The 23,696-nt window shown below is 59.2% G+C and carries 19 protein-coding genes; 12 read left to right on the top strand and 7 right to left on the bottom strand.

Annotated elements, in window-relative coordinates:
• The first annotated feature begins 68 nt into the window (after positions 1-68).
• Entirely contained in the window at positions 69-968 is a 900-nt protein-coding gene (locus EYD00_RS01540) for a LysR family transcriptional regulator (protein WP_004440165.1), read from the top strand.
• 3 nt (positions 969-971) lie between these two features.
• Here EYD00_RS01540 and EYD00_RS01535 read toward each other — a convergent pair whose 3' ends face one another.
• Positions 972-2,246, bottom strand: coding sequence for a DUF3422 family protein (locus EYD00_RS01535; protein WP_004440163.1), 1,275 nt, complete (start codon positions 2,244-2,246; stop codon positions 972-974).
• A gap of 288 nt (positions 2,247-2,534) precedes the next feature.
• Between EYD00_RS01535 and EYD00_RS01530 the strand changes: the two genes are divergently transcribed.
• The 7 genes from EYD00_RS01530 (at position 2,535) to EYD00_RS01495 (ending at position 10,138) form a co-directional block, all read left to right on the top strand.
• Positions 2,535-3,308: a FadR/GntR family transcriptional regulator gene (locus EYD00_RS01530; protein WP_004440160.1), complete on the top strand. Its 774-nt coding sequence runs from the start codon at positions 2,535-2,537 to the stop codon at positions 3,306-3,308.
• A 103-nt stretch (positions 3,309-3,411) separates the two neighbouring features.
• A complete protein-coding gene (locus EYD00_RS01525; protein ID WP_004440158.1) occupies positions 3,412-4,758 on the top strand; it encodes a glycosyltransferase family 4 protein in 1,347 nt (448 codons plus the stop codon).
• The gene (locus EYD00_RS01520) at positions 4,755-5,501 is read left to right on the top strand and encodes an HAD-IIB family hydrolase (RefSeq protein WP_004440156.1); all 747 of its coding nucleotides are present in this window, start codon (positions 4,755-4,757) and stop codon (positions 5,499-5,501) included. The genes EYD00_RS01525 and EYD00_RS01520 overlap by 4 nt, the downstream gene beginning before the upstream one ends.
• A 286-nt stretch (positions 5,502-5,787) precedes the next feature.
• Positions 5,788-6,228 (top strand): NUDIX hydrolase, encoded by a 441-nt coding sequence (locus EYD00_RS01515; RefSeq protein ID WP_034495984.1) that lies wholly within the window; start codon positions 5,788-5,790, stop codon positions 6,226-6,228.
• Positions 6,229-6,389: 161 nt separating this feature from the next.
• A complete protein-coding gene (locus EYD00_RS01505) occupies positions 6,390-7,895 on the top strand; it encodes an inorganic phosphate transporter (protein WP_004440151.1) in 1,506 nt (501 codons plus the stop codon).
• A gap of 14 nt (positions 7,896-7,909) precedes the next feature.
• Positions 7,910-8,647 (top strand): 16S rRNA (uracil(1498)-N(3))-methyltransferase, encoded by a 738-nt coding sequence (locus EYD00_RS01500; protein ID WP_004440149.1) that lies wholly within the window; start codon positions 7,910-7,912, stop codon positions 8,645-8,647.
• A gap of 117 nt (positions 8,648-8,764) precedes the next feature.
• On the top strand, positions 8,765-10,138 hold the full coding sequence (locus EYD00_RS01495) for a glutamate--cysteine ligase (protein ID WP_004440148.1): 1,374 nt from the start codon (positions 8,765-8,767) through the stop codon (positions 10,136-10,138).
• Positions 10,139-10,317: 179 nt separating this feature from the next.
• Here EYD00_RS01495 and EYD00_RS01490 read toward each other — a convergent pair whose 3' ends face one another.
• Positions 10,318-10,599, bottom strand: coding sequence for a YjiS-like domain-containing protein (locus EYD00_RS01490; protein ID WP_004440146.1), 282 nt, complete (start codon positions 10,597-10,599; stop codon positions 10,318-10,320).
• Positions 10,600-10,802: 203 nt separating this feature from the next.
• Here EYD00_RS01490 and EYD00_RS01485 point away from each other — a divergent pair, with 203 nt between their 5' ends.
• On the top strand, positions 10,803-11,753 hold the full coding sequence (locus tag EYD00_RS01485) for a LysR substrate-binding domain-containing protein (protein WP_004440144.1): 951 nt from the start codon (positions 10,803-10,805) through the stop codon (positions 11,751-11,753).
• Positions 11,754-11,805: 52 nt separating this feature from the next.
• On the opposite strand, the gene EYD00_RS01480 is transcribed toward EYD00_RS01485, so the two are convergent.
• A complete protein-coding gene (locus tag EYD00_RS01480; protein WP_022555670.1) occupies positions 11,806-14,244 on the bottom strand; it encodes a DUF1217 domain-containing protein in 2,439 nt (812 codons plus the stop codon).
• Between the two features lie 365 nt (positions 14,245-14,609).
• Between EYD00_RS01480 and EYD00_RS01475 the strand changes: the two genes are divergently transcribed.
• Complete coding sequence (locus EYD00_RS01475) at positions 14,610-15,176, top strand: DUF6101 family protein (RefSeq protein ID WP_004440141.1); 567 nt, start codon at positions 14,610-14,612, stop codon at positions 15,174-15,176.
• A 76-nt stretch (positions 15,177-15,252) separates the two neighbouring features.
• On the opposite strand, the gene ubiA is transcribed toward EYD00_RS01475, so the two are convergent.
• From ubiA to EYD00_RS01455, 4 genes are all read right to left on the bottom strand, one after another.
• A complete protein-coding gene (gene ubiA, locus EYD00_RS01470; protein WP_004440139.1) occupies positions 15,253-16,206 on the bottom strand; it encodes a 4-hydroxybenzoate octaprenyltransferase in 954 nt (317 codons plus the stop codon).
• A gap of 119 nt (positions 16,207-16,325) precedes the next feature.
• On the bottom strand, positions 16,326-17,126 hold the full coding sequence (locus tag EYD00_RS01465) for a MipA/OmpV family protein (RefSeq protein WP_034496302.1): 801 nt from the start codon (positions 17,124-17,126) through the stop codon (positions 16,326-16,328).
• Positions 17,127-17,409: 283 nt separating this feature from the next.
• Positions 17,410-18,666, bottom strand: a complete 1,257-nt coding sequence (locus EYD00_RS01460; RefSeq protein ID WP_004440136.1) for a cyclopropane fatty acid synthase — start codon at positions 18,664-18,666, stop codon at positions 17,410-17,412.
• Between the two features lie 168 nt (positions 18,667-18,834).
• Positions 18,835-21,159 (bottom strand): Tex family protein, encoded by a 2,325-nt coding sequence (locus EYD00_RS01455; protein ID WP_004440134.1) that lies wholly within the window; start codon positions 21,157-21,159, stop codon positions 18,835-18,837.
• Between the two features lie 424 nt (positions 21,160-21,583).
• Here EYD00_RS01455 and purD point away from each other — a divergent pair, with 424 nt between their 5' ends.
• Both purD and EYD00_RS01445 read left to right on the top strand, forming a co-directional pair.
• Positions 21,584-22,855, top strand: coding sequence for a phosphoribosylamine--glycine ligase (gene purD / locus EYD00_RS01450; RefSeq protein WP_004440132.1), 1,272 nt, complete (start codon positions 21,584-21,586; stop codon positions 22,853-22,855).
• Between the two features lie 156 nt (positions 22,856-23,011).
• Positions 23,012-23,527, top strand: a complete 516-nt coding sequence (locus EYD00_RS01445) for a plant virulence effector HPE1-like domain-containing protein (protein ID WP_004440131.1) — start codon at positions 23,012-23,014, stop codon at positions 23,525-23,527.
• Positions 23,528-23,696: the final 169 nt, after the last annotated feature.

Raw genomic sequence — 23,696 nt, 5'->3', positions numbered from 1 at the left:
TACCACTTTGAATCTGCGCAATCAAATGTTATGGATTTTTTCTATTCTGGAAACAATCGAGGGCAACTATGACAAATCTGGGTGATCTCGAAGTCTTTGCCAGCGTTGCCGCCTCCGGCAGCATGTCGCTTGCTGCCAAGGAGCTTGGTTATTCGCCCGCCGTCATTTCCAAGCGCATCAAGCGATTGGAAGAAAAGCTCGGTGCCCGGCTGTTCCAGCGCACCACGCGACAAATCTCTTTGACCGAAGCGGGGCAAGGCTTTTACGAACGGGTGCTGGCTGTTCTCGAAGGGCTGGAAGAGGCGGAGGATTTCGTCTCCGGCCGGGCCAATACCGTCAACGGCACGCTGAAGGTTTCCGCACCCACCTCTTTCGGGCGCATGCATATCGCGCCACATCTGAAGACATTCATGGAGCGGCATCCGGACCTGTCGGTCAATCTGGTGCTGAGCGATGAGTTCATCGATATTATCGAGGGCGGTTACGATCTGGCGATCCGTATCGCCGATCTCAACTCCTCCAGCCTCGTGGCCCGCAGGCTGGCACCGGTGCGGCGCGTGCTTTGCGCCTCGGCCGACTACGTAGCCGCGCATGGCATGCCGGATACGATCGAGGATCTGAAGAAACATCGCTGCCTGCCGGCGCACAATAATGACATCTGGCGGCTGGAGGGACCGGGCGGCGCGCTCAGCATTCGGCCTGAAGGCATGCTGGTCACCAATTCGAGCGAGGTGATCCGTGAGGCGGTGATATCAGGGCTTGGTGTTGCGCTGCGTTCGACATGGGATATCGGCCATGAATTGCGAAGCGGGAAGTTGGTGCAGGTGCTGCCCGGTTATGAAGGGTCGCGCAACGTCACACTCTCGGCGGTTTATCCCAGCCGACAGTTCCTGCCCGCCAAAGTGCGCTTGTTCATCGATTATCTCGCCGCGCTTTATGGGCCGTCGCCCTATTGGGAGCAGGGCTGACACTCAGTGCCCGCCCTCCGCATGGGAGCGGCGGATGCGGCGCACTACCCACCAGACGCCAAGCACGGCGAAGGGCACGGAAACGCCGGTGACCACGGCCGGGTCGACCGGCAGCACATCATGGCTGATTGCCTTGGTGAGATAACCGATAAGCCCGACGACATAATAGGAGATGGCGGCGACAGACAGGCCTTCCACCGTCTGCTGCAGGCGAAGCTGCATGGCGGCGCGCTTGTTCATGGTATTGAGTAGCACGGTGTTCTGCCGTTCCAGCTCCACATCAATCCAGCTTCGAACCAGAGCCGTGGCGCGATAGAGCTTGCGCGACAGGTTCGCCTGCCGCTCTTCCACCGACTGGCAGGTGCGCATGGCCGGCGCCATGCGCCGCTCCAGAAAACTGCCCATCGTCTCATGGCCATGAACAGGCGTTTCCGCGAGCGCCCGTATGCGTTCGCGCACGATGCCGTCATAGGCGCGGCTGGCACCGAAACGATAGAGGCTGAGGGCGGCATTGGCTTCGAGTTCCGCAGCAAGCCGGGTCATTTCGGCCAGCAGCGCATCCGCCTCGTCACGCGCGCCGTTTTTCATGCGTTGGGTGATGCCCGTCAAGCCATCCTCGATGCGGCGGATTTCCGGCGAGAGCGTCTGCGCCATCGGCAGGCCGAGCATGGCAAGCGTGCGATAGGTTTCAATATCCAGCAGCCGCTGCACCAGCGCGCCGCGGCTGTAATCGCTGAGGCCCCGGTCGATCACCAATATCTGCGTCAGCCCATCGCGATCCTGCCTGAAATCGGTGAGGATGGCCGCCTGACCGTCGCGCACGTCGCTATGACAGAGGCTGGTCGGCTCGAAGATTGTTTCCGCCTGCGAGGTAAAACCACTCTCCGGCCGAATTTCCAGCCGCACGCCCGAGATCAGCGAGCCGGGCGGCGAAAAGCCGTCACCGAAGGGATCGCCGGCAATCTCCCCGCCAAATTTTTCCGGCGCAGGGCCATCCCAGAACCAGGTCGAAAATTCGGTATGTCGCTCCCAGCGCAAGGTCCCCTGCCCCCACGGCATGGCGTGGTGACGCGCATCGCGTTCCGGCGGCGCAACACCGCGGCTGCGCGACATTTCCGCAATGACGGAATGGTGCACGGCCGAGCCACCATCCATCATGAAGGCAAGCTGGATGATGATGCGCGACGGGGCAAGCAGCACCGTCGGCCGCGCATGCACCTCGCCCAATGCCAGCGACCGTTCCGGCGCGCTTGCGAATGCAAATCTACCCTTTGCCATTGCGATATCGTCCCCGCTTTTATGGCTGATGTCTAAGGCATCGTTTGTGATGACAACACCACGATCGACGCCGATGTCACTGTTTTGATCCACCTGACAGAAAAATCCGCTGTAGTGCCCCTGTCGGGACCGCTTTAACAAAAGCCAATTCAAAAAGGCAGATGCCGTGTTGCCGCAGGCATTGATACAGCGAGCGAGAGAACTGGACAGAATATTTGACCAGTGCGAGACTTGCCTGATACTTTACACGATATCAAACACGGGCGGATTTCGCCGGGGACTTCTGCGATGGACGAAACGCTTTTTGCGCGCATCGAGCACAGCCGCACATCGCAGGAGGTGATCTTACGTTTCGAAGAACTGATCCTCGACGGCATATTGCGCGATGGCGACCGGCTGCCCGGCGAGCGGGAACTGGCGCAGAAACTCGACGTCTCGCGGCCTATCCTGCGCGAAGCGCTGAAGGAACTCGAAACCCGCGGACTTCTCGTGAGCCGGCATGGTGGCGGCACTTATGTCGCCGATATTGTCGGGCCGGTCTTTTCCGATCCCTTAAGCGCGCTGATCACCCGCCACAGCCGGGCGACGCGGGATTTTCTCGAATATCGCCGTTATATTGAAGGCATGACCGCCGAACTTGCCGCGCAGCGGGCGACAGAACCGGACAGGCGCAACCTTGCCGCCATTGTCGAGCGGATGCGCGATGCGCACGAGGCAGGCCGCTTCGAAGAGGAACTGGCGGGGGATGTGGAGTTTCACAACGCCATCGGCGAAGCGGCGCACAACATCGTCCTTATGCACACGCTTCGCTCCTGCTACCGGCTGTTGAGCGACGACATCTTTTATAATCGCCACATCATCTTCAGTATCGCAGGCGCCCATGACGAGGTGCTGAGACAGCATGTCGCCATTTACGACGCCATCGTCGCCGGCGATCCGGCATCGGCACGGGCGGCGGCAGAGGCCCACATCGACTTCATCGTTGAGACGACATCCAGGGCGCATCAGGCGCGGGAATGGGACCGGATTTCCCGTTTGCGGCAGCAGCAGCGGAGTAATTAAAAACGCCCTCAGGCGAAATACGCAATCCATTTTATTCAGGTTTTGATGGAACCTTTTGTGCTCTTTGGTCTTTTTATCGGGTTAATTGGAAAAATTTACCAAGATGGGACCCATGACAACCACGAGCGAAACTGAACGCTATCCGCGGATAGCTCTCATATCGACGCATGGCTATGTCGCCGCGCATCCGCCACTGGGCGCGGCTGATACCGGGGGGCAGGTGGTTTATGTGCTTGAGCTTGCACGCAAACTCGGCCAACTCGGTTATACCGTCGATCTTTATACCCGCCGCTTCGAAGACCAGCCGGAATTCGACGAGGTCGATGAGCGCGTCCGCGTGGTGCGCATTCCCTGCGGCGGGCGTGACTTCATTCCCAAGGAATATCTGCACCGACACCTGATGGAATGGTGCGAAAATGCGCTGCGTTTCATCAAGAAAAACGATCTCAACTACTCCTTCATCAACAGCCACTACTGGGATGCAGGCGTCGCCGGTCAGCGGCTTTCCGAGGCGCTGAAAATCCCGCATCTGCATACGCCGCATTCGCTGGGCATCTGGAAAAAACGCCAGATGGAAACCGACTATCCGGAAAAGGCCGATACGTTCGAACTGGAATTCAATTTTAAGGAACGCATTCAGCACGAACTCATCATCTACCGCAGCTGCGACATGGTGATCGCCACCACGCCGGTGCAGCTCGACGTCCTCATTGAAGACTACGGGCAAAAGCGCAAGCACATCCACATGATTCCGCCGGGTTATGACGACAACCGCTTTTTTCCGGTATCGGATGCGACACGGCAGATGATACGCCAGCGTTTCGGATTTGAAGGCAAGGTGGTGCTGGCGCTCGGACGACTTGCTACCAACAAGGGCTATGACCTGCTGATCGACGGCTTTTCGGTTCTTGCCGAGCGCGAGCCGGAGGCGCGCCTGCATCTTGCCGTGGGCGGCGAGAACATGGACGAGCAGGAAACCACCATCCTCAACCAGCTCAAGGAGCGGGTGAAATCGCTCGGGCTGGAGGAGAAGGTGGTATTCTCCGGCTATGTCGCGGATGAAGACCTGCCCGACATCTATCGCGCGGCCGATCTCTTCGTGCTGTCCAGCCGCTACGAGCCCTTCGGCATGACGGCCATCGAGGCGATGGCAAGCGGCACACCGACCGTTGTTACCATTCACGGCGGATTGTTCCGAGCCGTCAGCTATGGTCGCCATGCGTTATTCGCCGATCCCTTCGACAAGGAGGATCTTGGCATCACCATGATGAAGCCGTTCAAGCACGAGCGACTCTATGGGCGCCTCTCCCGCATGGGCGCGCATAAGGCGCGCAGCCTCTTCACATGGACCGGGATTGCTCAGCAGCTTCTGGCCGTGGTGGAAGGCAGGACCATGATGCCGGTCCTCGAGGAAGCCGACTGGGCCGAACCATGGAATGACGGCGATTGAGACCGCTTCGCCTTTTTTCAACGGATCTCGACGGCACCGTCGTGGGCGATAATGACGCCACGCGGCGGTTCCGGGATTTCTGGCAGTCATTGCCGGACGATCGCCGTCCGGTTCTGGTGTTCAACAGCGGCAGGCTGGTGGATGACCAGCTCGCCCTTCTGGAAGAAGTGCCGCTGCCCCGACCTGATTACATCATCGGCGGGGTCGGCACCATGCTGCATGCCAAGGAGCGCAGCGACCTGGAGAGCGCCTACACGCATTCGCTCGGCACCGGATTCGACCCAAAGAAAATTGCCGATGTAATGAGCGCTGTTCCGGGCGTGACGATGCAGGAGGAGCGTTACCAGCATGGCCTCAAGTCCAGCTGGTTCCTGCATGACGCAGATGAAGCGACACTGGCCGATATCGAGGCTGCGCTGATCGGGGCCGATATCGAAGCCCGGATCGTCTATTCCAGCGGGCGCGATCTGGATATATTACCGAAGGCCGCCGACAAGGGCGCGGCGCTCGCATGGTTATGTGGACAATTGCGTATCGGCCTCGACGAATCAGTGGTAGCAGGCGATACTGGCAATGATCGGGCGATGTTCGAGTTGACGGACATTCGTGGCGTCATTGTCGGCAACGCCCTGCCGGAGCTTGTATCGCTGGCTGATCTCGACAGCCGTTATTTCCGCTCGGGCGCGTCCGAAGCGGACGGCGTGGTTGAAGGCCTGCGCCATTGGGGACTGCGCCCCGCCTGAAGCGTTCCGTTATCGATGCTTTGGTTGCGGACGGTGTGAAAAGGACGCATCCGTGAGACCGCAATCGGGCTGTTGGCCGGGGAACCACCCGGTCGAAACTTTGTTCGCAAATCTGCCGCATCATCTTTTCCGCAGGCTTCACAAGCGTGAAGACAGTAGTGGGTTATGGAGGTTGGGGGATTGGCGGAATTTACGGGATATCTATATTAGCAATTATCATAGGCAGGCAAAGAAGGACCTATTCGGATTGAAGATTTTGAATCGATTGGCGACAGATGTTGGCTTGATGTTGCGCAGACCGCCGCGGCAGCAATATGCGGCGCTGTGCTATCGGTTCTCCAAGAAAAATCCGGGGCCTGAAGTGCTGCTGCTGACAAGCAGGGACACGGGACGATGGGTCATTCCCAAAGGCTGGCCCATGGCGCATAAAAAGGCCCATGCGGTAGCCGAGCAGGAAGCCTATGAGGAAGCAGGCGTCAAGGGCACGGTGGAGAAGGCCCCCTTCGGTTACTACGAATACGAGAAAAAACTGAACAGCGGCATCAATGTGCCATGCAGGGTTCAGGTGCATCTGCTCGAAGTTTCCGAAATGCAGGATAGCTTTCCTGAAAAGGAATCCAGGCGACTGGAATGGGTCAGCCCCCAGGAGGCGACCAGACGGGTCAACGAGCCGGAACTGAAAGCGCTGATGCTCGCTTTCGACAAACGGATGACGCATTCAAAATAGTGCGGCCGCCCCAGGTGTGGCAATTTGCAGTTTGTTTTTCCAACACGGCTTTTATCGTCTTTCCTTTTGGAAAGATGTACGAGATGTAACAGTCTTTCTGTAAATTGCCTTCAACCTGCGACACTGCCGGACGAAAGGGAATGCTGGCAAACGAGGTCTGAATGGCATTGAAGCCGCCATCAAACATGAAGCCGACGCTCGACAAGGATCTCGACAAGATTACCCGTGTCGAAGAAGCGACGCTGCATGTCACACAGCAGCTTGCGGGCCTTGGCGCCGGCTTCATGTTCGTCGTTCTGGCGGCGGTCTTCGCCGGCGCTTTTGTCGTAGGCACTTCGGGCGCCGTCATCATCATCGCCGCCGTCGCCATCGGCGCCTATATGGCAATCAATATCGGCGCCAATGACGTGACGAACAATGTCGGCCCCGCGGTCGGCGCCAAGGCGATGCCGCTTGCCGTCGCGCTCATCATCGCCGCGATCTGCGAGATTGCGGGGGCGCTGATCACCGGCGGCAATGTCGTCGAAACCATTTCCAGCGGCATCATCAACATCGAGACCATTCCCGACAGAACCGTTTTCTCCTGGGCAATGCTGTCTGCGCTTCTCGCCGCCGGCCTTCTCGTCAATATCTCGACCTGGACCAGAGCACCGATTTCAACCACTCATACGGTCGTGGGCGGAGTCGCGGGCGCGGGCATGGCCGCCTACGGAGCAAAAGCAGTGGACTGGCTGTCGCTCGGCAGCATCGCCTTCGCATGGGTCCTCGCGCCTTTCATCAGCGCCGCCATAGCCATCATCATCCTTGCTTTCATCAAGGAATTCATCATTTACCATGAGGACAAGATTGGCGCGGCGCAGCGGTGGGTGCCGGTCCTCATCGGTTTGATGGCGGGTGTTTTTACGGCTTATCTCATCTGGGTCGGGTTGCGGCAGCTCATGCATGTGTCGCTTGGCCACGCCAGCCTGATTGGGCTGGTGACCGGGCTTGTCGTCTGGCGGCTTGGCGTGCCGATCATCCGCAAGCAGTCGGAAGGACTGGAAAACCGCAACCAGTCGCTTCGCATCCTGTTCCAGTGGCCGCTCGTTCTCGCCGCCGGCCTGATGTCCTTCGCGCATGGGGCTAATGACGTTTCGAACGCCATTGGCCCAGTCGTGGCCATCGTGCGGGCCCTGCATGACGAGGCGGTGAGCACCTCTGCACGTGCGCCGCTGTGGGTGATGCTGGTCGGCGCCTTCGGGCTCTCCTGCGGTATCCTTCTTTATGGCCCGCGCCTCATCCGCCTCGTCGGTGAGCAGATCACCAAGCTCAACCCGATGCGTGCCTTCTGCGTTTCGGTGGCAACTGCGCTCACCGTTCTCGTCGCCTCGCGTTTTGGTCTGCCGGTCAGCACCACCCATACGGCGATCGGCGCGGTGTTCGGCGTCGGCTTTTTCCGTGAATGGTACACGCAATCGTCCCGCAGGCGGCAGGATCTGGTCCAGGTTGGTGACGGCCAACCCCGCCGGTCTGACAAATATGCCGACAATCCTTCGGAGATACGCCGCCGATATCTTGTCCGCCGCTCCCACTTCATGACGATCATCGCCGCCTGGCTGGTCACCGTTCCCTCCAGTGCAGCGCTCGCGGCGCTGCTCTACTGGTTCATGTCCTTCCTCTTTCTCTAAAGCCGAAAAATCCCATGCGCGCCAATTTCCGGATGCAACGCCTGTATATCGAAGCCAGCCTTGCCGAAGGCGTCGCGCTGGAGGCGACCGCCGAACAGTTCAACTATCTCGCCAATGTGCTGCGCATGACCGATGGTGCGGAAATCCTGCTGTTCAACGGTCGCGACGGCGAGTGGAGAGCGAAACTTGCCTTTCCGAGCCGCAAGAAGATCGTGCTCGTCCCCCTCGAACAGACGCGGCCTCAGCCAAACCCCGCGGACCTGCATTATCTTTTCGCGCCGCTGAAAGTCGGGCGCATGGATTACCTGGTGCAGAAGGCGGTGGAGATGGGGGCCGGCCTGTTACAGCCGGTGATGACACAGCATGTCCAAGGCAAGATTCACAACACCGAAAAATTGCGCGCCAACGCCATCGAAGCCGCCGAGCAGTGCGGCATACTGTCCCTGCCCGAGGTAGCCGAGCCGGTGAAACTGAAGGACATACTGGACACCTGGCCCCACGACCGGCGCATCATCTATTGCGACGAAGGCGATACGGGGCAAAATCCGCTGCCGATCCTGCAGGCAGTGAAGGAACGCAAAATCGCATTGCTGGTCGGTCCGGAAGGTGGATTCTCGGAGGAAGAAAGGGAGCTTCTGCGCAGCCTCGACTTCGTCACCCCCATTCCGCTCGGGCCGCGCATTCTGAGGGCAGATACGGCTGCGGTTGCCGCACTGGCGGTCATTCAGGCCACGGTCGGCGACTGGAACTGAATGCTCCGTTGCTCTTCATGCATCTTTAAAAGAAATTCATTTGCCTCCAGCTACGATACGGCCCTATCTGCCAATCATATGCCTCGCCGCAACAGAGACGTCATAACAAGGTAAGCCATGGCACGCGACACGACCGACCAGACCCCCCTTTCCTCCGTTACGGAGCTTACCGATTATCTGGCGGGCGGTAACAAAGCTGAAGCCGATTTCCGTATCGGCACCGAGCACGAAAAATTCGCCTTTTTCCGCGAGGACAACCGGCCGGTTCCTTATTTCGGCGATGCCAGCATTTCCGCACTTTTGAAGGGCATGCAGGAGAAGCTCGGCTGGGACCCGATAATGGACGGTGAAAACATCATCGGCCTCGGCGAACAACACGGCATGGGTGCCATCTCCATCGAACCGGGCGGGCAGTTCGAACTTTCGGGCGCGCCGCTTGAGAACCTGCACCAGACCTGCAAGGAATCCAACCAGCATCTGGCGACGCTGCGCGAAGTGGCGGAGCCGATGGGCATCCGTTTCCTCGGTATCGGCGGCAGCCCGCTGTGGACCTTTGACGAAACGCCACGCATGCCGAAATCGCGCTACGCGATCATGACGCGCTACATGCCGAAAGTCGGGACCAAGGGTCTCGACATGATGTACCGCACCTGCACCATTCAGGTTAATCTCGACTTTTCATCCGAAGCCGACATGCGTCAGAAGATGCGCGTTTCCATGAAGCTGCAGTCTCTGGCAACGGCGCTTTTCGCCTCGTCGCCCTTTACGGAGGGCAAGCCGAACGGTCTTCTCTCGTGGCGCGGCGATATCTGGCGCGATACTGACAATCGCCGCTCGGGCGTCTTGCCCTTCACCTTCAACGAGGATTTCGGGTTCAAGGACTATGTGGAATGGGCGCTCGACGTGCCGATGTATTTCATCGTGCGCGACGGCAAATACCATGATTGCACTCATGTCACCTTCCGTCAGTTCATGAATGGTGCGCTCAAGCGCGAAATCGCCGCATGGGAACCGACCATGGGCGACTGGACGAACCATCTCTCCACCCTGTTCCCCGATGTGCGCCTGAAGCGTTTTCTGGAAATGCGCGGCGCCGACGGCGGCCCGTGGAGACGCATATGCGCCCTGCCAGCCTTCTGGGTCGGCCTTCTCTACGATCGGCAAGCGCTGGACGCTGCCGACGCACTGACGGCGGCCTGGAGCTTCGACGAGGTCATCGCCCTTCGTGATGCGGTTCCGGCCAAGGGACTGAACGCTGAAATCGCCGGCAAGCCACTTCTCGGTATCGCGCGCGAAGTGCTCGATATTTCCCGCACCGGACTGAAAAACCGCAACCGGCTGAATGGCGAAGGTCAGGACGAGACCGTATTCCTGTCCTCGCTGGACGAGGTTTTGGCGAAGAAAACGACGCTCGCCGAAGACTTGCTGGCGCTTTACAATGGCCGCTGGGGCGGCTCGGTTCTTCCTGTGTTCGAGGAATACCAGTATTAAAACCAGCGGAACCGCTTCGGGTTTTCGCGAGAGCGCCAATCGCAGACATAAAAAAACCCGGTGCGGCCGAGGGGGCCTGACACCGGGCAAAGGCAGGGCTATTGGCAAATCACCCTGCGGGGAAACCTTTCGGCTGGAGGGCCTCTCCGGCAGCTGGAGGCCCGCCGGATGGCACTATTTCAAAGGGTCTTGAACCTTGTTACGGCCCGTCGACGTGCCGCGCGGGTCAGATGAGCGGTGGGATCTTCCAGCAGGCCCGTGTTGAGGGCGTCGCTGACGTCCGATCTTGCCAGGCCGATATCGGCGAGAAGACGATCATCCAGCTCGGTGAGGCCATTCGCCACGATACGATTGTAGATGCGCTGCACGAAGGTCTTGACGCGGAAAGCGACGCGGCGGAACGTATCGTTCGGCCGTGCTGTTGCAAGTTCCAGTTCCATTCTCCGTTCTGCCGTGCGCATGACACTTATCCTTTCGTAACGGCACGATGCGGCACCGCCCCCGGCGCACCACGCGCGAGAAGCTGCCTCGGGTTGGGGGCCTGACGTTTCGCCGGCCCGGGGTTGAGATTGATTTGCTTGGTGTCAAAATGTCGCAAGACTATTGATCAGTCCAACGAATGTTTCTAATGTAAGACATCAATCATTCTGATGGATGACCATCCATGTCCGCACCTCTCGACATAGACCAGCTGCACACCTTCATCGCCATCGTCGATACGGGCAGCTTCACCAAGGCCGCAGACCGCGTTTTCAAGACACAGTCCGCCGTCTCGATGCAGATGCGACGGCTGGAAGAACGCATCGGCAAACAGCTCTTCGCCAAGGACGGGCGTGGCAACCGCCTGACGGCGGAAGGCGAAAAGCTGATGAACTATGCCCGCCGCATCATCCGCCTCAATAACGAGGCGATCGCCGCCTTCGATGACAACCGGCTGGAGGGCACGCTGCGCATCGGCACGCCCGATGACTATGCCGACCGTTACATGCCCGAGATCATCGGGCGCTTCGCGAAGACTCATCCGAATGTCGAGCTTTACATCGTCTGCGAGCCGTCGGTTAGCCTTGCGGAAAAAATGGCGCGCGGCGAACTGGATATCGCTCTCGTCACCCACAATCCGCGGGCCCGCTCGTCGGATGTGGTGCGCACCGAACCGCTGTGCTGGGTCGCTTCCGCCAACCATCCGCTGAAGGACGATGCCCCGGTGCCCCTCGCCGTCGGACGACGTGACTGCCACTGGCGCCAGCTCGCCTGTTCGGCGCTCGATGCCGATGGGCGCGACTACCAGGTGCTATTCACCAGCTGGTCTTCAACCGTCGTTGCCGCCGCCGTGCTGGCGGGCATGGCTGTTTCGGTGCTGCCGGAATCGGCGCTGCGCACCGGCATGAAGGTTCTGACCGCCGCAGACGGCTTCCCGCCGCTGCCGCCGGTGCAGATCGGCCTGATGAAACGACCGGGCCTTTCCCCATCGCTGGTGAATGCCATCACCGACCATATCACCGCCTGCCTCGACAATATCTCACCGATGAGCGTGGTCGACGAGATGGACAGCGATGTGAAGACCTATCCGAAGATGCCGCGCCTGCGCGCCGGACATATGCTGCCGGGCTGGTAATCCGGCGGCGGATCGTCGAGCGCCCCCTGCTGACAAGCCGGTCCGAACGCGCCTATCGCGCGCGCAGCGTCGCTACCGCCAGCAGCGTATCGCCGCTGATTCCCGCAGAGCCGCTGCCATTGAACAGCATCATGATGGGATCTGTGGTGTTCTGCGCGTTGTCATACATGACGGTAAAACGCGCGACGAGCTTCTTTACCTTTTCCGGGTCCTGAAAATCCTTGATGTCGAAATATTTCTTCATCATCGCCACCTGCGTATCGACCGGGGCATTGCCGAGTTCGTCAGGAATGCCGAAGGTGGTGTTGATGAAACTCTGGATCGCGGTATCGGCAAGAATGGAATAATAGGACGTCGTGCCTGCCGCGATGCGCTTGAAATAAAGCGCCAGACGGACGCCGGCATTCTCTTCGCCCGCCTGCGTCTCCAGGGTCTGGGTCAGATAATTGTCCAGTGTCTCGTAGAGACCGCGCCGTGTCTGGATCAGGCTGCGGTCTTCGTGAAGGATATTGCCGTCAGAATCGAAGTTGAAGGCGGTGACGAGACGGCGGAAGACCGGATCCATTTCCTTGTTGAGATAGCTTTCGCCATCATCCAGTTTCGACGAGAACATCTTCTGCAGCTGTTCCTTCGTCACAGTTTTGGGATCGATGCCAAGCGATTCCATCGCGAATTCCGTGAGACGATCATTGCTCAGAAAATCCTTGAGGGTCTTGATCTTCTGCATCTCGCCCGTGAAATATTCCGCCTCCTTCTTGGCGGTTTCCTTGTCTTTCTCAGTGCCGAAAGCCGACTTCTTCTTGATGTAGTCAGCCGACATGGTCTGCATCTCGATTTCCGACTGTGCCAGCACCGGGGAGCCCAGGCTTCCGTCCGGTGCGAAGTTGAAAAGCTCCGCCAGTTTGACATATCGCTCGTCTTTCAGCGTATAGACGTAGCTCTTTTTGTCCTGAAGATCGCTGGTGAGGACCTTGCGGATATCCGCCGCATTCACCTTGGCCGGATCGAGGCCGACGGCCTTCAGCGCATAATTATAGACTGCGCTGCTGTCGAGGAAATCCTTGACGGAGGTGACGCTTCTAATGTCACTCTTGAATAAGGTAAGCGCCTTCTCGTCGGCGGCGTCATCCTTTTCGCCGTAATGGGTCATGTAGCCGCTTGTCGTGGTCGCGGTCTGCAGCGTCGTCTGCGGCGTCGTGCCGTCGGCAAGCGTTCCGTCCGTCTTGAAATTGAACGCGTTCCTCATGGCGAGGTAGCGCTTGTCGTTCTTGCCAAAAGTCGCGATGTAATTGTTCGGGTCGTTCAGGTCGCTGGTCAGGATATTCTCGATCGTCGCCGTCACGATCGTCAGGTCGTTAAGGTCAAAGGCAACCTTGATATAGTTGAGGAGACGCGTATCCGAGAGCAGTTCGTCCACGGTCTTGATCGAACCGATCTTCGATTCGAAATAGTCCCGGTTCAGCGTGGCGACCGTCGGTGTCACGCGCGGTGCGCTGCTGATGTAGGCATCCGTCATCACCTTGATATTGTCAGCTTTCTGCGCTCCGCCGGCGGCAACGGTGCCATCGTTTTTGAATTCGAAGGCGGCGGCGAGCTGTGCCATCTTGTTATATTGGGTAACGGCATTTGAAAGCGTCGTCTGTTCTGCGGTGATCGCGGCAAGCTTCGCTTCCCACTCGCTCTTGGGTGGCAACACGGCTTCGAGCTGCGTCAGCTGGTCCTGCCTGGTAACTTTTTCCGCCTCGAGCGCCGTGCGCTGCTCGTCTGTCAGTTCCGTTCCCGCGAGCGAAGTGTCGATTGCGGCGATCCGCGCCGTGACCTCCGCGTGCAGTTCGATATTACCTTTCATGGTCAGCTTTTCGACCGCATCATTATAGGCAGCGCCAAATTTCTGATTGAGGTAGCTGTCGGGATCGGCGATGTCGCTCGTCATCAATCCCCGGATATGGGAATAGGTATAGGTCTTCTCATCGATGCTGAAGACCTGAAATATATAGGCGCGGGCCCTGTCGTTCTGGAGCAGCTGATCAACGTTGGTGACCGTGCCGATGATCGCCTTGTAATAGCGGGTCTCTTCGGCAAGGCTGTCATCCATGTCGGTGATCGACGTCCCGTAGAGCCCGATCATCTTGTCGAGCTGTGCCTCCGTCTGAACCGTCTTTGTCGACGCCGTGAAATTGAAGGCAGCGGCGAACTCCCGATACCGCTCGTCGGTCAGCTTGTTGGCGAAGCTGTTCTGGTCGTTCAGGTCGCTCTCCAGCACCTTTTTCATGAAAGCTTTGGCATAGGTCATCTCGCCGAGGCCGAAGGCATCCATGGCATAGGAATAGAGCTGATAGTTATCGAGGAATTCATCGACGCTTTTCACATTGCCGATGTTTTCCTTGTAATATTTCGTCTGACGCTCGGTGATTGCCTGCTGCGACACGCGTGAAATGCTTGTCTTCATATCGCGGTTGATGAGGTCGTAGCTGAGATAAGTCGATACCATCCGAATGCCCCCTGGAGCCTCGCTCGTCCCCGTGGGACGTCGAAACTCCGCTTGAATCCGCCCCACCATGCCTCCATCCGGAAGCGCGGCAGGGCCCGACGCGACTATGCAGGACGCGCCTTGCCCGGAGCTTGAAAGAGCACAATTTCGACCGGGATAAAAACCGCATTGTCCCGATCTCCTTTACCCAAGCGAAACCATGCCACAGTGTGTTTTGCTAACCATTTGGGAATGCAAAGTTTTCTTAACCGCGATTTTTAAGCAGTCTCGAACAGGCGGCGGATATTCTCCTGACATCAGAGGACGAAAAGTCCCGATGAGAAGACCGGAAACCGGCTCTCAGGTAAAACAAGGGTAGAATAAACATGACCAAGACCGTTCTGAAGCCCGACTGGGCCGTCGCCACTCTCAGGTTAGACCCGGCACGTTTTCCGCAACAGGTCACCTATGGAAAAGGCAATGGCGCGACCGATGTCGCCGTCACCCTCGATGAACGGGGCGCCGTTCTGAGAAAGGTTCTGTCCTCTTCCGGCCTGCCTCTGTCCTTCGCCCTGCCTGCCCGCGCCTTCAAGGGTGTTGCCGCCCGCGCCATCGACCATGGTGACGGGCAGGTGACGGTGACTCTCGAACTGCATCACGACGATCCGGATCTTTGCGTTCCGCTTCTCGTCGCCCACGATCTGTGCGATATCGCCGCCGACTGGCGCAGCTGGTCCGAGGCCTACCGCATTCCCATGCTGATGGTGGAAGCCGATGGCGTCGCCCGTCCGCTGGAAGAACATCTCGGCAAGGTGCGCACCCAGAATACCCGTCCGCGCCGCCGCCATTCCTATTTCGCGGAGCGCCGCCCGCGCTTCCTCGTTCGTCGTTCCACCGGTTCGCTCGGCATGAGCATGAAGATCGAGGGCAAGGAAATCATCGCCCGCAACTGATCTTCTTCAATCCAGAACACAAAAGCCCGGCGCGGATGACGCGACCGGGCTTTTTCGTATTCGCTATTCCAGCAGCTTACACCAGCAGCAGCGGCAGAGTGAGCCCTGCGAAAATCAGCACGCCGACGCGGTTGTTGGATTTGAACAGCACGAGACACTGGTCAACGTCATCGATATCAAGCACCCATACCTGCCGGAACAGCATGAGAGCCGCGGCGGCAAGTCCGCTATAAGCAATGACGTTAACACCCGCCGTCCAGAACGACAGGAACATCATGGCAAGGGCTGTGCCATAAAGGAAAACCAGCCAGCGATGTGTGTTTTCTCCAAACAGGAGGGCGGTAGAACCGATGCCCACCGCCGTGTCATCTTCCTTGTCCTGATGGGCGTAGATTGTATCATAACCGATCGTCCAGGCGATGGAGCCGACATAAAGCAGGACAGCCGGCCAGGCAATTGATCCGAACTGCCCCGCCCAGCCCATCAGCGCGCCCCAGGAAAAGGCAAGACCGAGGAAAAATTGCGGCCAGTTGGTGAAGCGCTTGGCGAAGGGATAGATCGCCACGAAGAACAGCGAGAACATACCGGTTGCGATTGCGAAACTGTTGAACTGCAGGAGGACGACCAGCCCGGCAAGCGCCTGCAGGACGATGAAGACCTTGGCCTGTCCGCGGCTCACCCGGCCCGACGGCAGCGGTCGCGAGCGGGTGCGCGCCACTGCCATGTCGATCTTGTGGTCGGCCAGATCATTATAGGTGCAGCCCGCGCCGCGCATCGCCACCGATCCGATGAAGAACAGCACTAGGTGCCAGAGCAGCGTGCCCCAGGAAAAGCCGCCGGTCGACACCGCCGCGTTGGCCGCGAGGGCTGCGGACCAGAAGCATGGCCACATCAGCAATTGCCAGCCGATGGGTCGATCCCACCGGGCCAGCTGCGCATAGGGCCAGAGGGGCCTCGGCAAAATCCGATAGACCCAGTTATTGGATGGCGCGTCGGAGACGCGGTCTGACAAATCGCTGTGGTGAACCATGGGATGGTTCTACAGCATCAGCCGCAAAATCGGAATGGATTTCAGCAGCCGACCGTACACGCAGAAAAGCCCCGCAGCTGTTCGCGGCGGGGCTTTTCAGGAGCATATCTCCACTCGTGTCAGGGCAGGGAGAAATTGAATTTGTAGCTCGCCTGAACCCCGATGATGAACTGGTTCTTCGAACCGCGCTCGCGCACGAGCGAACTGTCCGCGGCATCGCCGGTCAGGCGGCGATATTCCGCAAAGGAGCCGACTTCAGCATTTTCGGTGACTTTCCAGGTGATGGCGGCGCCGATACCGGCCGAATGCAGGCCGCCGCCCGGGCTATAGGGCGATGGCGCGCCGGCGGCCGTCTGTGCCGCACTCACACCGTAATAACGTTCATTGTATTTGCTGCTCACCCACGTGGCGCGCGGGCCGGCCGAAATCTGGATGCCGGGGGCGATATCGGTGAAGGCATCGACAGCGACATCTCCGACCACGCCGCTGTGGCTGCGGATGCCCTGACGAACTTCGCCGCGAACGCGCAGCCAGTCGGTCGGATAAGCCTCGGCAAAACCACCAAGCTCGCCGCCGCGCTTGATACGCGTCATGCCCTTCAGATCGGCAGAATCACCCTCATCACGTGGAGAAATCAGGCGGCCGGCAAGACCCATGCTGATCGGGCCGTTATCCAGAAGCGAGATCGAGGCGCTGTCGTTCCGGGAGGTGAAACGGGCGCCCTGCCCCTGACGGCCGAGGGAAATGATGGGCGAAAAGCCGAATTCATTCTTGTTATCGCCCTGATATTTCGGCGCGGTGAAACCCGCGCCGCCGAGTTTCAGATACCAGTCGCCGGAAAACCAGCCATCTGCATGGGCATTGCCCACGACAAAAAGCGATACGACACAGGCGGCAACGGCCGCTGATGGCTTGAACATGAAAGAACCCCAGAAACGCAATACAGACAGGTGTCCGTAGAATTAGAGGGATTGTCTTTCCATTCGATTAACCAGTGCGTTAAGACGCAGACACCACTGCGAGGCTCACGGCACGGCGCCAAACTTCTCGTTCGTCATGCTCGGGCCTGTCCCGAGCATCTGCGACCAAAGGACTTTACGCATCGTGGATAGATCCTCGGAACAAGCCCGAGGATGACACCGAGATTGCGGAGACGCTTGTCAATACTCTCCGCAATTCGGTCACTCGTCGCCCACACCGTCGTCAGAATGTCACTTTCTCCAGCGGCGCCCGGGTCTTCTCAAACTCCAGCAGCTTTGCCTCGTTCTGCGCAATGTAGTCGCGATTATGCGGCACGGCATCGCGGTCCTTGGCGATCTGGATCTGGAAGATGTGGAAGTTTTCATGGGTGAAGGCCATTTCCGACCCCGCCAGATAAAACTCCCACATGCGGAAGAAGCGCTCATCGTAAAGCGCGATCGCTTCTGCCCTGCGTGCCACGAAACGTTCCCGCCAGTGGCGAAGCGTATGGGCATAATGCATGGGCAGAATTTCGATATCCTTTACCAGCAGCCGCGACTTCTCGAGGGCCGGCAACACTTCCGCGAGCGATGGGATATAGCCGCCGGGAAAAATATATTTTTCGATGAAGGGGTTGGTCGCCAGTGCCGGATAGGGCTGACCGATGGAATGCAGCACCATCACGCCCTTGTCATCAAGCACCTCCGCCACCTTCTCGAAATAGTCGCGATAATGGGTCGGCCCGACATGTTCGAACATGCCGACGGAGACGATGCGGTCGTATTTTTTCGAGGCAGGCAGATAACGGTAATCCTGCAACTCGAAGCGGACATTGCCGGCAAGACCGCGTTTTGCGGCTCGGTCACGGGAAACGCGCAGCTGTTCCTCGCTAAGCGTGATGCCGGTGACATCGGCTCCGGCGCTCTCGGCGATATACATGGCCATGCCGCCCCAGCCGGAGCCGATTTCCAGAACACTCTGGCCCGGCTCGGTCATCAGCTTGGCGGCGATGTGCCGCTTTTTCGCGACCTGCGCCTCATGAAGGCTGATGCCGGGCGGATTGAAATAGGCGCAGGAATATTGCCAGTCCTCATCGAGAAAGAGGTCAAACAGCTTTGCGCTCAGATCATAATGGTGGGCGACGTTGCTCTTGTTGTGATTGACCGGCAGATGCATCTTGATGCGGGCGGCGATGATGCGAGCCATGCCACGCCAGATCATGCCGAAGGACAGGGCTTCGCTCAGCGTATTGCTTTTGACCAGCGCCAGAAAATCATAAATGTCGCCTTCCGCGACCTTCACGCGGCCTTCCATGTACATTTCAGCAAGCTTGAGCGCCGGATCGGCGGCAATCTCCTGCATGGCGGCTTCGTCGGTGAAGTTGAGAACCACCTTCTTTCCGGCACCATTGCCGAATGCGCGGCTGCCGCCGGGGCTGTTGACGGTCAGATCACCGTTCTTGATTATCTTTTCGAGAAGAACATGCAGAGACGACGCCATGGCACCCCCAATTGCTAAGTCTCACTTATCAATTTTGCTGACCGTATTCCTTTCGGCATAAGTTGCAAGATAGTCTTATTTCAAAAAAATTGAACGATTTCATCAAGCAAAAAGCCCTGCCGAGGTGTATGGCAGGGCTTTACTCAGAAAAATCATTTCAACCGCAGGTCAGCGCCGCTTCATGGCTTCAGCCAGGGCAGCTGCCAGTGCACCACCGGATTGCGACCCCTCGTTGCGATCTTTGGGCTTGGCTGTCGCGTGGCGCATGGCGTTCGTATTGCCCCTCTCCCGCATCGGCTGCGGCGCAGCCTCACCACCATCCTTACGCATGGTCAGCCCGATGCGCTTGCGCTTCACATCCACTTCAACGACTCGCACCTTGACGACATCACCCGCCTTGACGACCTCATGCGGGTCTTTGACGAAACGGTCGGCGAGCTGCGAGACATGCACCAGCCCGTCCTGATGCACGCCGATATCCACGAAGGCGCCGAAGGCAGCCACATTGGTAACGGTGCCTTCCAGCAACATGCCGGGTTTCAGATCGGTGATCTCGTCCACACCCTCGGCAAAGGTCGCGGTCTTGAAGCTCGGGCGCGGGTCACGGCCGGGCTTTTCCAGTTCGGCGATGATGTCCTTGACGGTCGGCAGGCCGAATTGCTCATCTATGAACTTCTTAGGGTCAAGCGACTTCAAGGTGGCGCTATCGCCCATCAGCGAGCGCAGATCGCGGCCGCAGGCGGCGACGATCTTCTTCGCCACGCCATAGGCTTCCGGGTGAACGGACGAAGCATCCAGCGGCTCCTTGCCGTTTGGAATGCGCAGGAAGCCCGCGCATTGTTCGAAGGTGCGCTGGCCGAGGCGCGGCACTTTGAGCAATTCCTTGCGGCTCGCGAATGGACCGGTCTGATCGCGATGGGCAACGATGGCATCGGCAATCGAGGCACCGAGACCGGAAACGCGCGCCAGAAGCGGCGACGAGGCCGTGTTGAGGTCCACGCCGACGGCATTCACGGCATCTTCCACCACGGCATCGAGCGAGCGGCTGAGGCGGCCCTGATCGACATCGTGCTGGTATTGCCCGACACCGATGGATTTCGGCTCGATCTTCACCAGTTCCGCCAGCGGGTCCTGAAGGCGGCGGGCGATGGAGACTGCTCCACGTAGCGAAACGTCGAGATTGGGGAATTCGGCCGCCGCCCGCTCCGAAGCGGAATAGACGGATGCGCCCGCCTCCGACACGATTACCTTGGTGGGCTTTGTACCTGAAGCGGAAGCCGGCAGCTGGGCCAGAAGATCGGCCACCAGCTTTTCCGTCTCGCGGCTGCCGGTGCCATTGCCGATGGCGATCAGCTCGACATTGTGCTTGCGAATGAGCAAGGCGAGTTCCGCCTGCGCGCCGCGCACGTCGTTCTTCGGCTGGAAGGGGTAAACCGTCGAGGTGTCCAGCAGCTTGCCGGTGCCATCGACCACGGCCACCTTGACGCCGGTGCGGATGCCCGGATCGAGACCCATGGTGGCGCGCGATCCGGCGGGAGCGGCCAGCAGGAGATCCTTGAGGTTCCGTGCGAAGACGTTGATCGCCTCTTCTTCCGCCCGCTCACGCAACTCGCGCATCAGGTCGAGCGACAGCGACATGGAGAGTTTCACGCGCCAGGTCCAGCCGGCGACCTCCATCAGCCATTGATCGGCGGGGCCAGCATTGCGGATATCGAAGGCGGCGGCGATGGTGCGCTGCGCCGGCTTCACCGGTGCGGGATCGTCTGCATCGACATCGATCGTCAATGTCAGAATTTCCTCGTTCCAGCCGCGCAGCATGGCGAGCGCCCGGTGGCCCGGCACCGCCGCCCAGCGTTCGGAATGGTCGAAATAATCGGAAAACTTCTCGCCGGCCGCCTGTTTGCCATCCACCACCTTGGCGCGGAAGGTGGCGTTCTGGCGCATGTAATCGCGCAGGCGGCCAAGCAGATCGGCATTTTCCGTCATGGTTTCAGCCACGATGTCTCGCGCGCCCTCGAGCGCCGCCTTCACATCGGCCACCTCTCCCTGCACATAGGCCTCCGCCAGTTTCGCCGGATCGGCGGCGCGGTTTTCCCATATGGCTTCGGCAAGCGGGCCAAGACCCCTTTCGCGGGCGATTTCGGCGCGGGTACGACGCTTCGGCTTATAGGGCAGGTAGAGGTCTTCCAGCTCAGCCTTGGTGCCCGCCTGCATGATCTTGACCATCAGCTCATCGGTCATCTTTCCCTGCCCGCTGATGGAATCGACGATGGAAGAGCGACGGGCATTGAGTTCGCGCAGATAGACAAGGCGTTCGGAAAGCGTGCGCAGCTGGGTATCGTCAAGCCCTCCCGTCACTTCCTTGCGGTATCTGGCGATGAAGGGAACGGTCGCGCCCTCGTCCAGCAGGGTCACCGCCGCCTTTACCTGATCGGGGCGGGCGTTGATTTCGGAGGCGATGAGCGTGGCGAGGCGGGCGTTGTCTGCGGTCATATGGGTCTCTGCTGTCATATCTGGAGCGGCGACCATAATGTCTGATTGTGGCGTGACAACAAGAGGCGACAACGATTCCACAGGAAAGGCTGACTTCAGGGGAAAGACAGGCAATTCATCGTAGTGACCGCGGCGTCTCGAAAAGCGATTTCTGATGCAGAACGGCACCATCCGCACACCGTCACCCCGGACTTGATCCGGGGTCCAGTGCGATCAAGTCCTTGATCGCTTAAGACTCTTTCACGGCGCAGACGCGCCGTGGCTGGATGCCGGATCAAGTCCGGCATGACGGAGGAGGGATTTGCAGCCTCTGTTCGCAGGCTGAACGCGAGGCAATCGCCACATATTCGTCTTGACCTTTCGCCCCCCTGCCCTTAACGCCCCTGACACAAGGTTACTGGCGAATTTTGCAGGGGTATTGACCATGAAAGTTCTGTTGATCGGTTCCGGCGGACGCGAACATGCGCTGGCGTGGAAAATCGCCCAGTCTCCCCTGCTTGATGCGCTCTACGCCGCCCCCGGCAATCCCGGTATCGCCGACCATGCGACGCTCGTGGAGCTGAACGTGGAAGATCATGCTGCCGTCATCGCCTTTGCGAAAGAAAAGGCAATCGACTTCGTCGTCATCGGCCCGGAAGCACCGCTGGTCGCCGGTCTGGCGGATGACCTGCGTGCCGCCGGCATCGCCACTTTCGGGCCATCGAAAGCGGCAGCGCAGCTGGAGGGTTCCAAGGGTTTCACGAAGGATCTCTGCGCGCGCTACGATATTCCGACCGGCGCTTACCAGCGTTTCAAATCCGCAGAGCCGGCCAAGGACTACGTCCGCGCACAGGGTGCGCCCATCGTCATCAAGGCCGACGGGCTTGCCGCCGGCAAGGGCGTGACCGTGGCCATGACGGAAGCGGAAGCGCTTGCCGCGATTGACGACTGCTTCGACGGCGCTTTCGGCGCGGCCGGCGCCGAAGTGGTGGTGGAGGCCTTCCTCGATGGCGAGGAAGCGAGCTTCTTCTGCCTTTCCGACGGCAAGACCGCGCTGGCGCTCGCAACCGCGCAGGATCACAAGCGCGTCGGTGATGGTGATACCGGTCCGAATACGGGCGGCATGGGTGCCTATTCGCCCGCCCCCGTAATGACCGCGACCATGGTGGAGCGCACCATGAAAGAAATCATCGAGCCGACGATCTCGGGCATGGCGAAAGATGGTAATCCCTTCTCCGGCGTGTTCTTTGCTGGACTGATGATTACCGCCAAGGGCCCGGAACTCATTGAATACAACGTGCGCTTCGGCGATCCAGAATGCCAGGTGCTGATGATGCGCCTGAAAAGTGATCTGCTGCCCATCCTCTACGCCACGGCCACTGGCACACTGGACAGGGTTGACGCGGAATGGCGCGACGAGGCTGCGCTGACCGTCGTCCTGGCTTCCAAGGGTTACCCCGGCGCATACGACAAGAACACGACGATCGCGCATATTCCTGAAGCGAGCGAAGAAGCGAAGGTGTTCCATGCCGGGACTGCGTTGAAGGACGACAGGCTGGTGGCTACGGGTGGCCGCGTGCTGAACGTTACTGCCCTTGGAAAGACCGTGACGGAGGCGCAGGCCCACGCCTATGCGCTGGCGGACAGGGTGGAGTGGGAAAACGGCTTTTGCCGGCGCGATATCGGCTGGCAGGCTGTGGCGCGCGAAAAGGCCTGATTTTTAGATCAAACGGGCCGTCAACGAATATTTCGTTCAATTTTTACCAAGTTTGCTGACCCGATGGAAACGAAACGCCGGTAATACTTGCCCGAACATGGAATGGCGCACTTTGCCCGTATCACGAGGCGGCGCCGTTATTTGGGGGCTTTTTCGATGCGGCGTCTTCTTCTGACAGCGATTGTCGTGCTGACCGGCGGGTCTGCCATGGCGTCTTCCATCGAATATATCAACGGTGTTCATACCACCAATGGCAGCTTCATCCGTCGCGACTGCACGGGTTGCCAGCAGGTCAAGGAGAAAACCGCGGCGCAGGTTTACAGTATTCCCTCCATAAAACCCGGGACCCAGCACACGGAAATGCGGGAAGTGGATGGCAAGCAGACGCTGGTGCGCACGGAAGCATGGCTCGGCGGCGCGCCCGTGACTTTTGTCAGCACCAATCCGGCATGGATGCCGAAGGAAGCGTCTGGCACCGCAATCGCCACCTATGACGACGTGGAGCCAACGGCGCACACGCAGGAAACCGCTGCGACGCCCGCCGGCATAGACATGACGACCACCACTGCGGCTACGAGGGAAATTTCGAGTACCGATGCGGCGGCCTCCTCACGCGCGTCTGCCTTGCCCGCTCCGAGCAACTTCCCGGACTTCCAATTGCGCGGCAACTGACCTGCGGATTGGATGACAAATGTCAAACAATCGCGTCCGCGCTGTATTTTTAAAGGCCGTCAGCAACCATTTGGGGAATTAAAAATCCTCCAGGGGTTATTCCGCCGGCTGGCGTGATAAAGCTTCCACTAATTAAATATATCTTCAAATTTTTGGCTGCTAAGTCATC

The sequence above is a fragment of the Agrobacterium sp. 33MFTa1.1 genome (assembly GCF_004328495.1).
Lineage (GTDB): Bacteria > Pseudomonadota > Alphaproteobacteria > Rhizobiales > Rhizobiaceae > Agrobacterium > Agrobacterium pusense.
The sequence above is the reverse complement of the archived record's forward strand: the minus strand, read 5'-3'. Positions and strand labels throughout refer to the sequence as shown.

Excerpts from the sequence above, each read along its gene's own strand:
- EYD00_RS01540 (WP_004440165.1), top strand. The coding sequence starts at position 69 with ATGACAAATCTGGGTGATCTCGAAGTCTTTGCCAGCGTTGCCGCCTCC.
- EYD00_RS01535 (WP_004440163.1), bottom strand. The coding sequence starts at position 2,246 with ATGGCAAAGGGTAGATTTGCATTCGCAAGCGCGCCGGAACGGTCGCTG.
- EYD00_RS01530 (WP_004440160.1), top strand. The coding sequence starts at position 2,535 with ATGGACGAAACGCTTTTTGCGCGCATCGAGCACAGCCGCACATCGCAG.
- EYD00_RS01525 (WP_004440158.1), top strand. The coding sequence starts at position 3,412 with ATGGGACCCATGACAACCACGAGCGAAACTGAACGCTATCCGCGGATA.
- EYD00_RS01515 (WP_034495984.1), top strand. The coding sequence starts at position 5,788 with ATGTTGCGCAGACCGCCGCGGCAGCAATATGCGGCGCTGTGCTATCGG.
- EYD00_RS01505 (WP_004440151.1), top strand. The coding sequence starts at position 6,390 with ATGGCATTGAAGCCGCCATCAAACATGAAGCCGACGCTCGACAAGGAT.
- EYD00_RS01500 (WP_004440149.1), top strand. The coding sequence starts at position 7,910 with ATGCGCGCCAATTTCCGGATGCAACGCCTGTATATCGAAGCCAGCCTT.
- EYD00_RS01495 (WP_004440148.1), top strand. The coding sequence starts at position 8,765 with ATGGCACGCGACACGACCGACCAGACCCCCCTTTCCTCCGTTACGGAG.
- EYD00_RS01490 (WP_004440146.1), bottom strand. The coding sequence starts at position 10,599 with ATGCGCACGGCAGAACGGAGAATGGAACTGGAACTTGCAACAGCACGG.
- EYD00_RS01485 (WP_004440144.1), top strand. The coding sequence starts at position 10,803 with ATGTCCGCACCTCTCGACATAGACCAGCTGCACACCTTCATCGCCATC.
- EYD00_RS01480 (WP_022555670.1), bottom strand. The coding sequence starts at position 14,244 with ATGGTATCGACTTATCTCAGCTACGACCTCATCAACCGCGATATGAAG.
- EYD00_RS01475 (WP_004440141.1), top strand. The coding sequence starts at position 14,610 with ATGACCAAGACCGTTCTGAAGCCCGACTGGGCCGTCGCCACTCTCAGG.
- ubiA (WP_004440139.1), bottom strand. The coding sequence starts at position 16,206 with ATGGTTCACCACAGCGATTTGTCAGACCGCGTCTCCGACGCGCCATCC.
- EYD00_RS01465 (WP_034496302.1), bottom strand. The coding sequence starts at position 17,126 with ATGTTCAAGCCATCAGCGGCCGTTGCCGCCTGTGTCGTATCGCTTTTT.
- EYD00_RS01460 (WP_004440136.1), bottom strand. The coding sequence starts at position 18,666 with ATGGCGTCGTCTCTGCATGTTCTTCTCGAAAAGATAATCAAGAACGGT.
- EYD00_RS01455 (WP_004440134.1), bottom strand. The coding sequence starts at position 21,159 with ATGACCGCAGACAACGCCCGCCTCGCCACGCTCATCGCCTCCGAAATC.
- purD (WP_004440132.1), top strand. The coding sequence starts at position 21,584 with ATGAAAGTTCTGTTGATCGGTTCCGGCGGACGCGAACATGCGCTGGCG.
- EYD00_RS01445 (WP_004440131.1), top strand. The coding sequence starts at position 23,012 with ATGCGGCGTCTTCTTCTGACAGCGATTGTCGTGCTGACCGGCGGGTCT.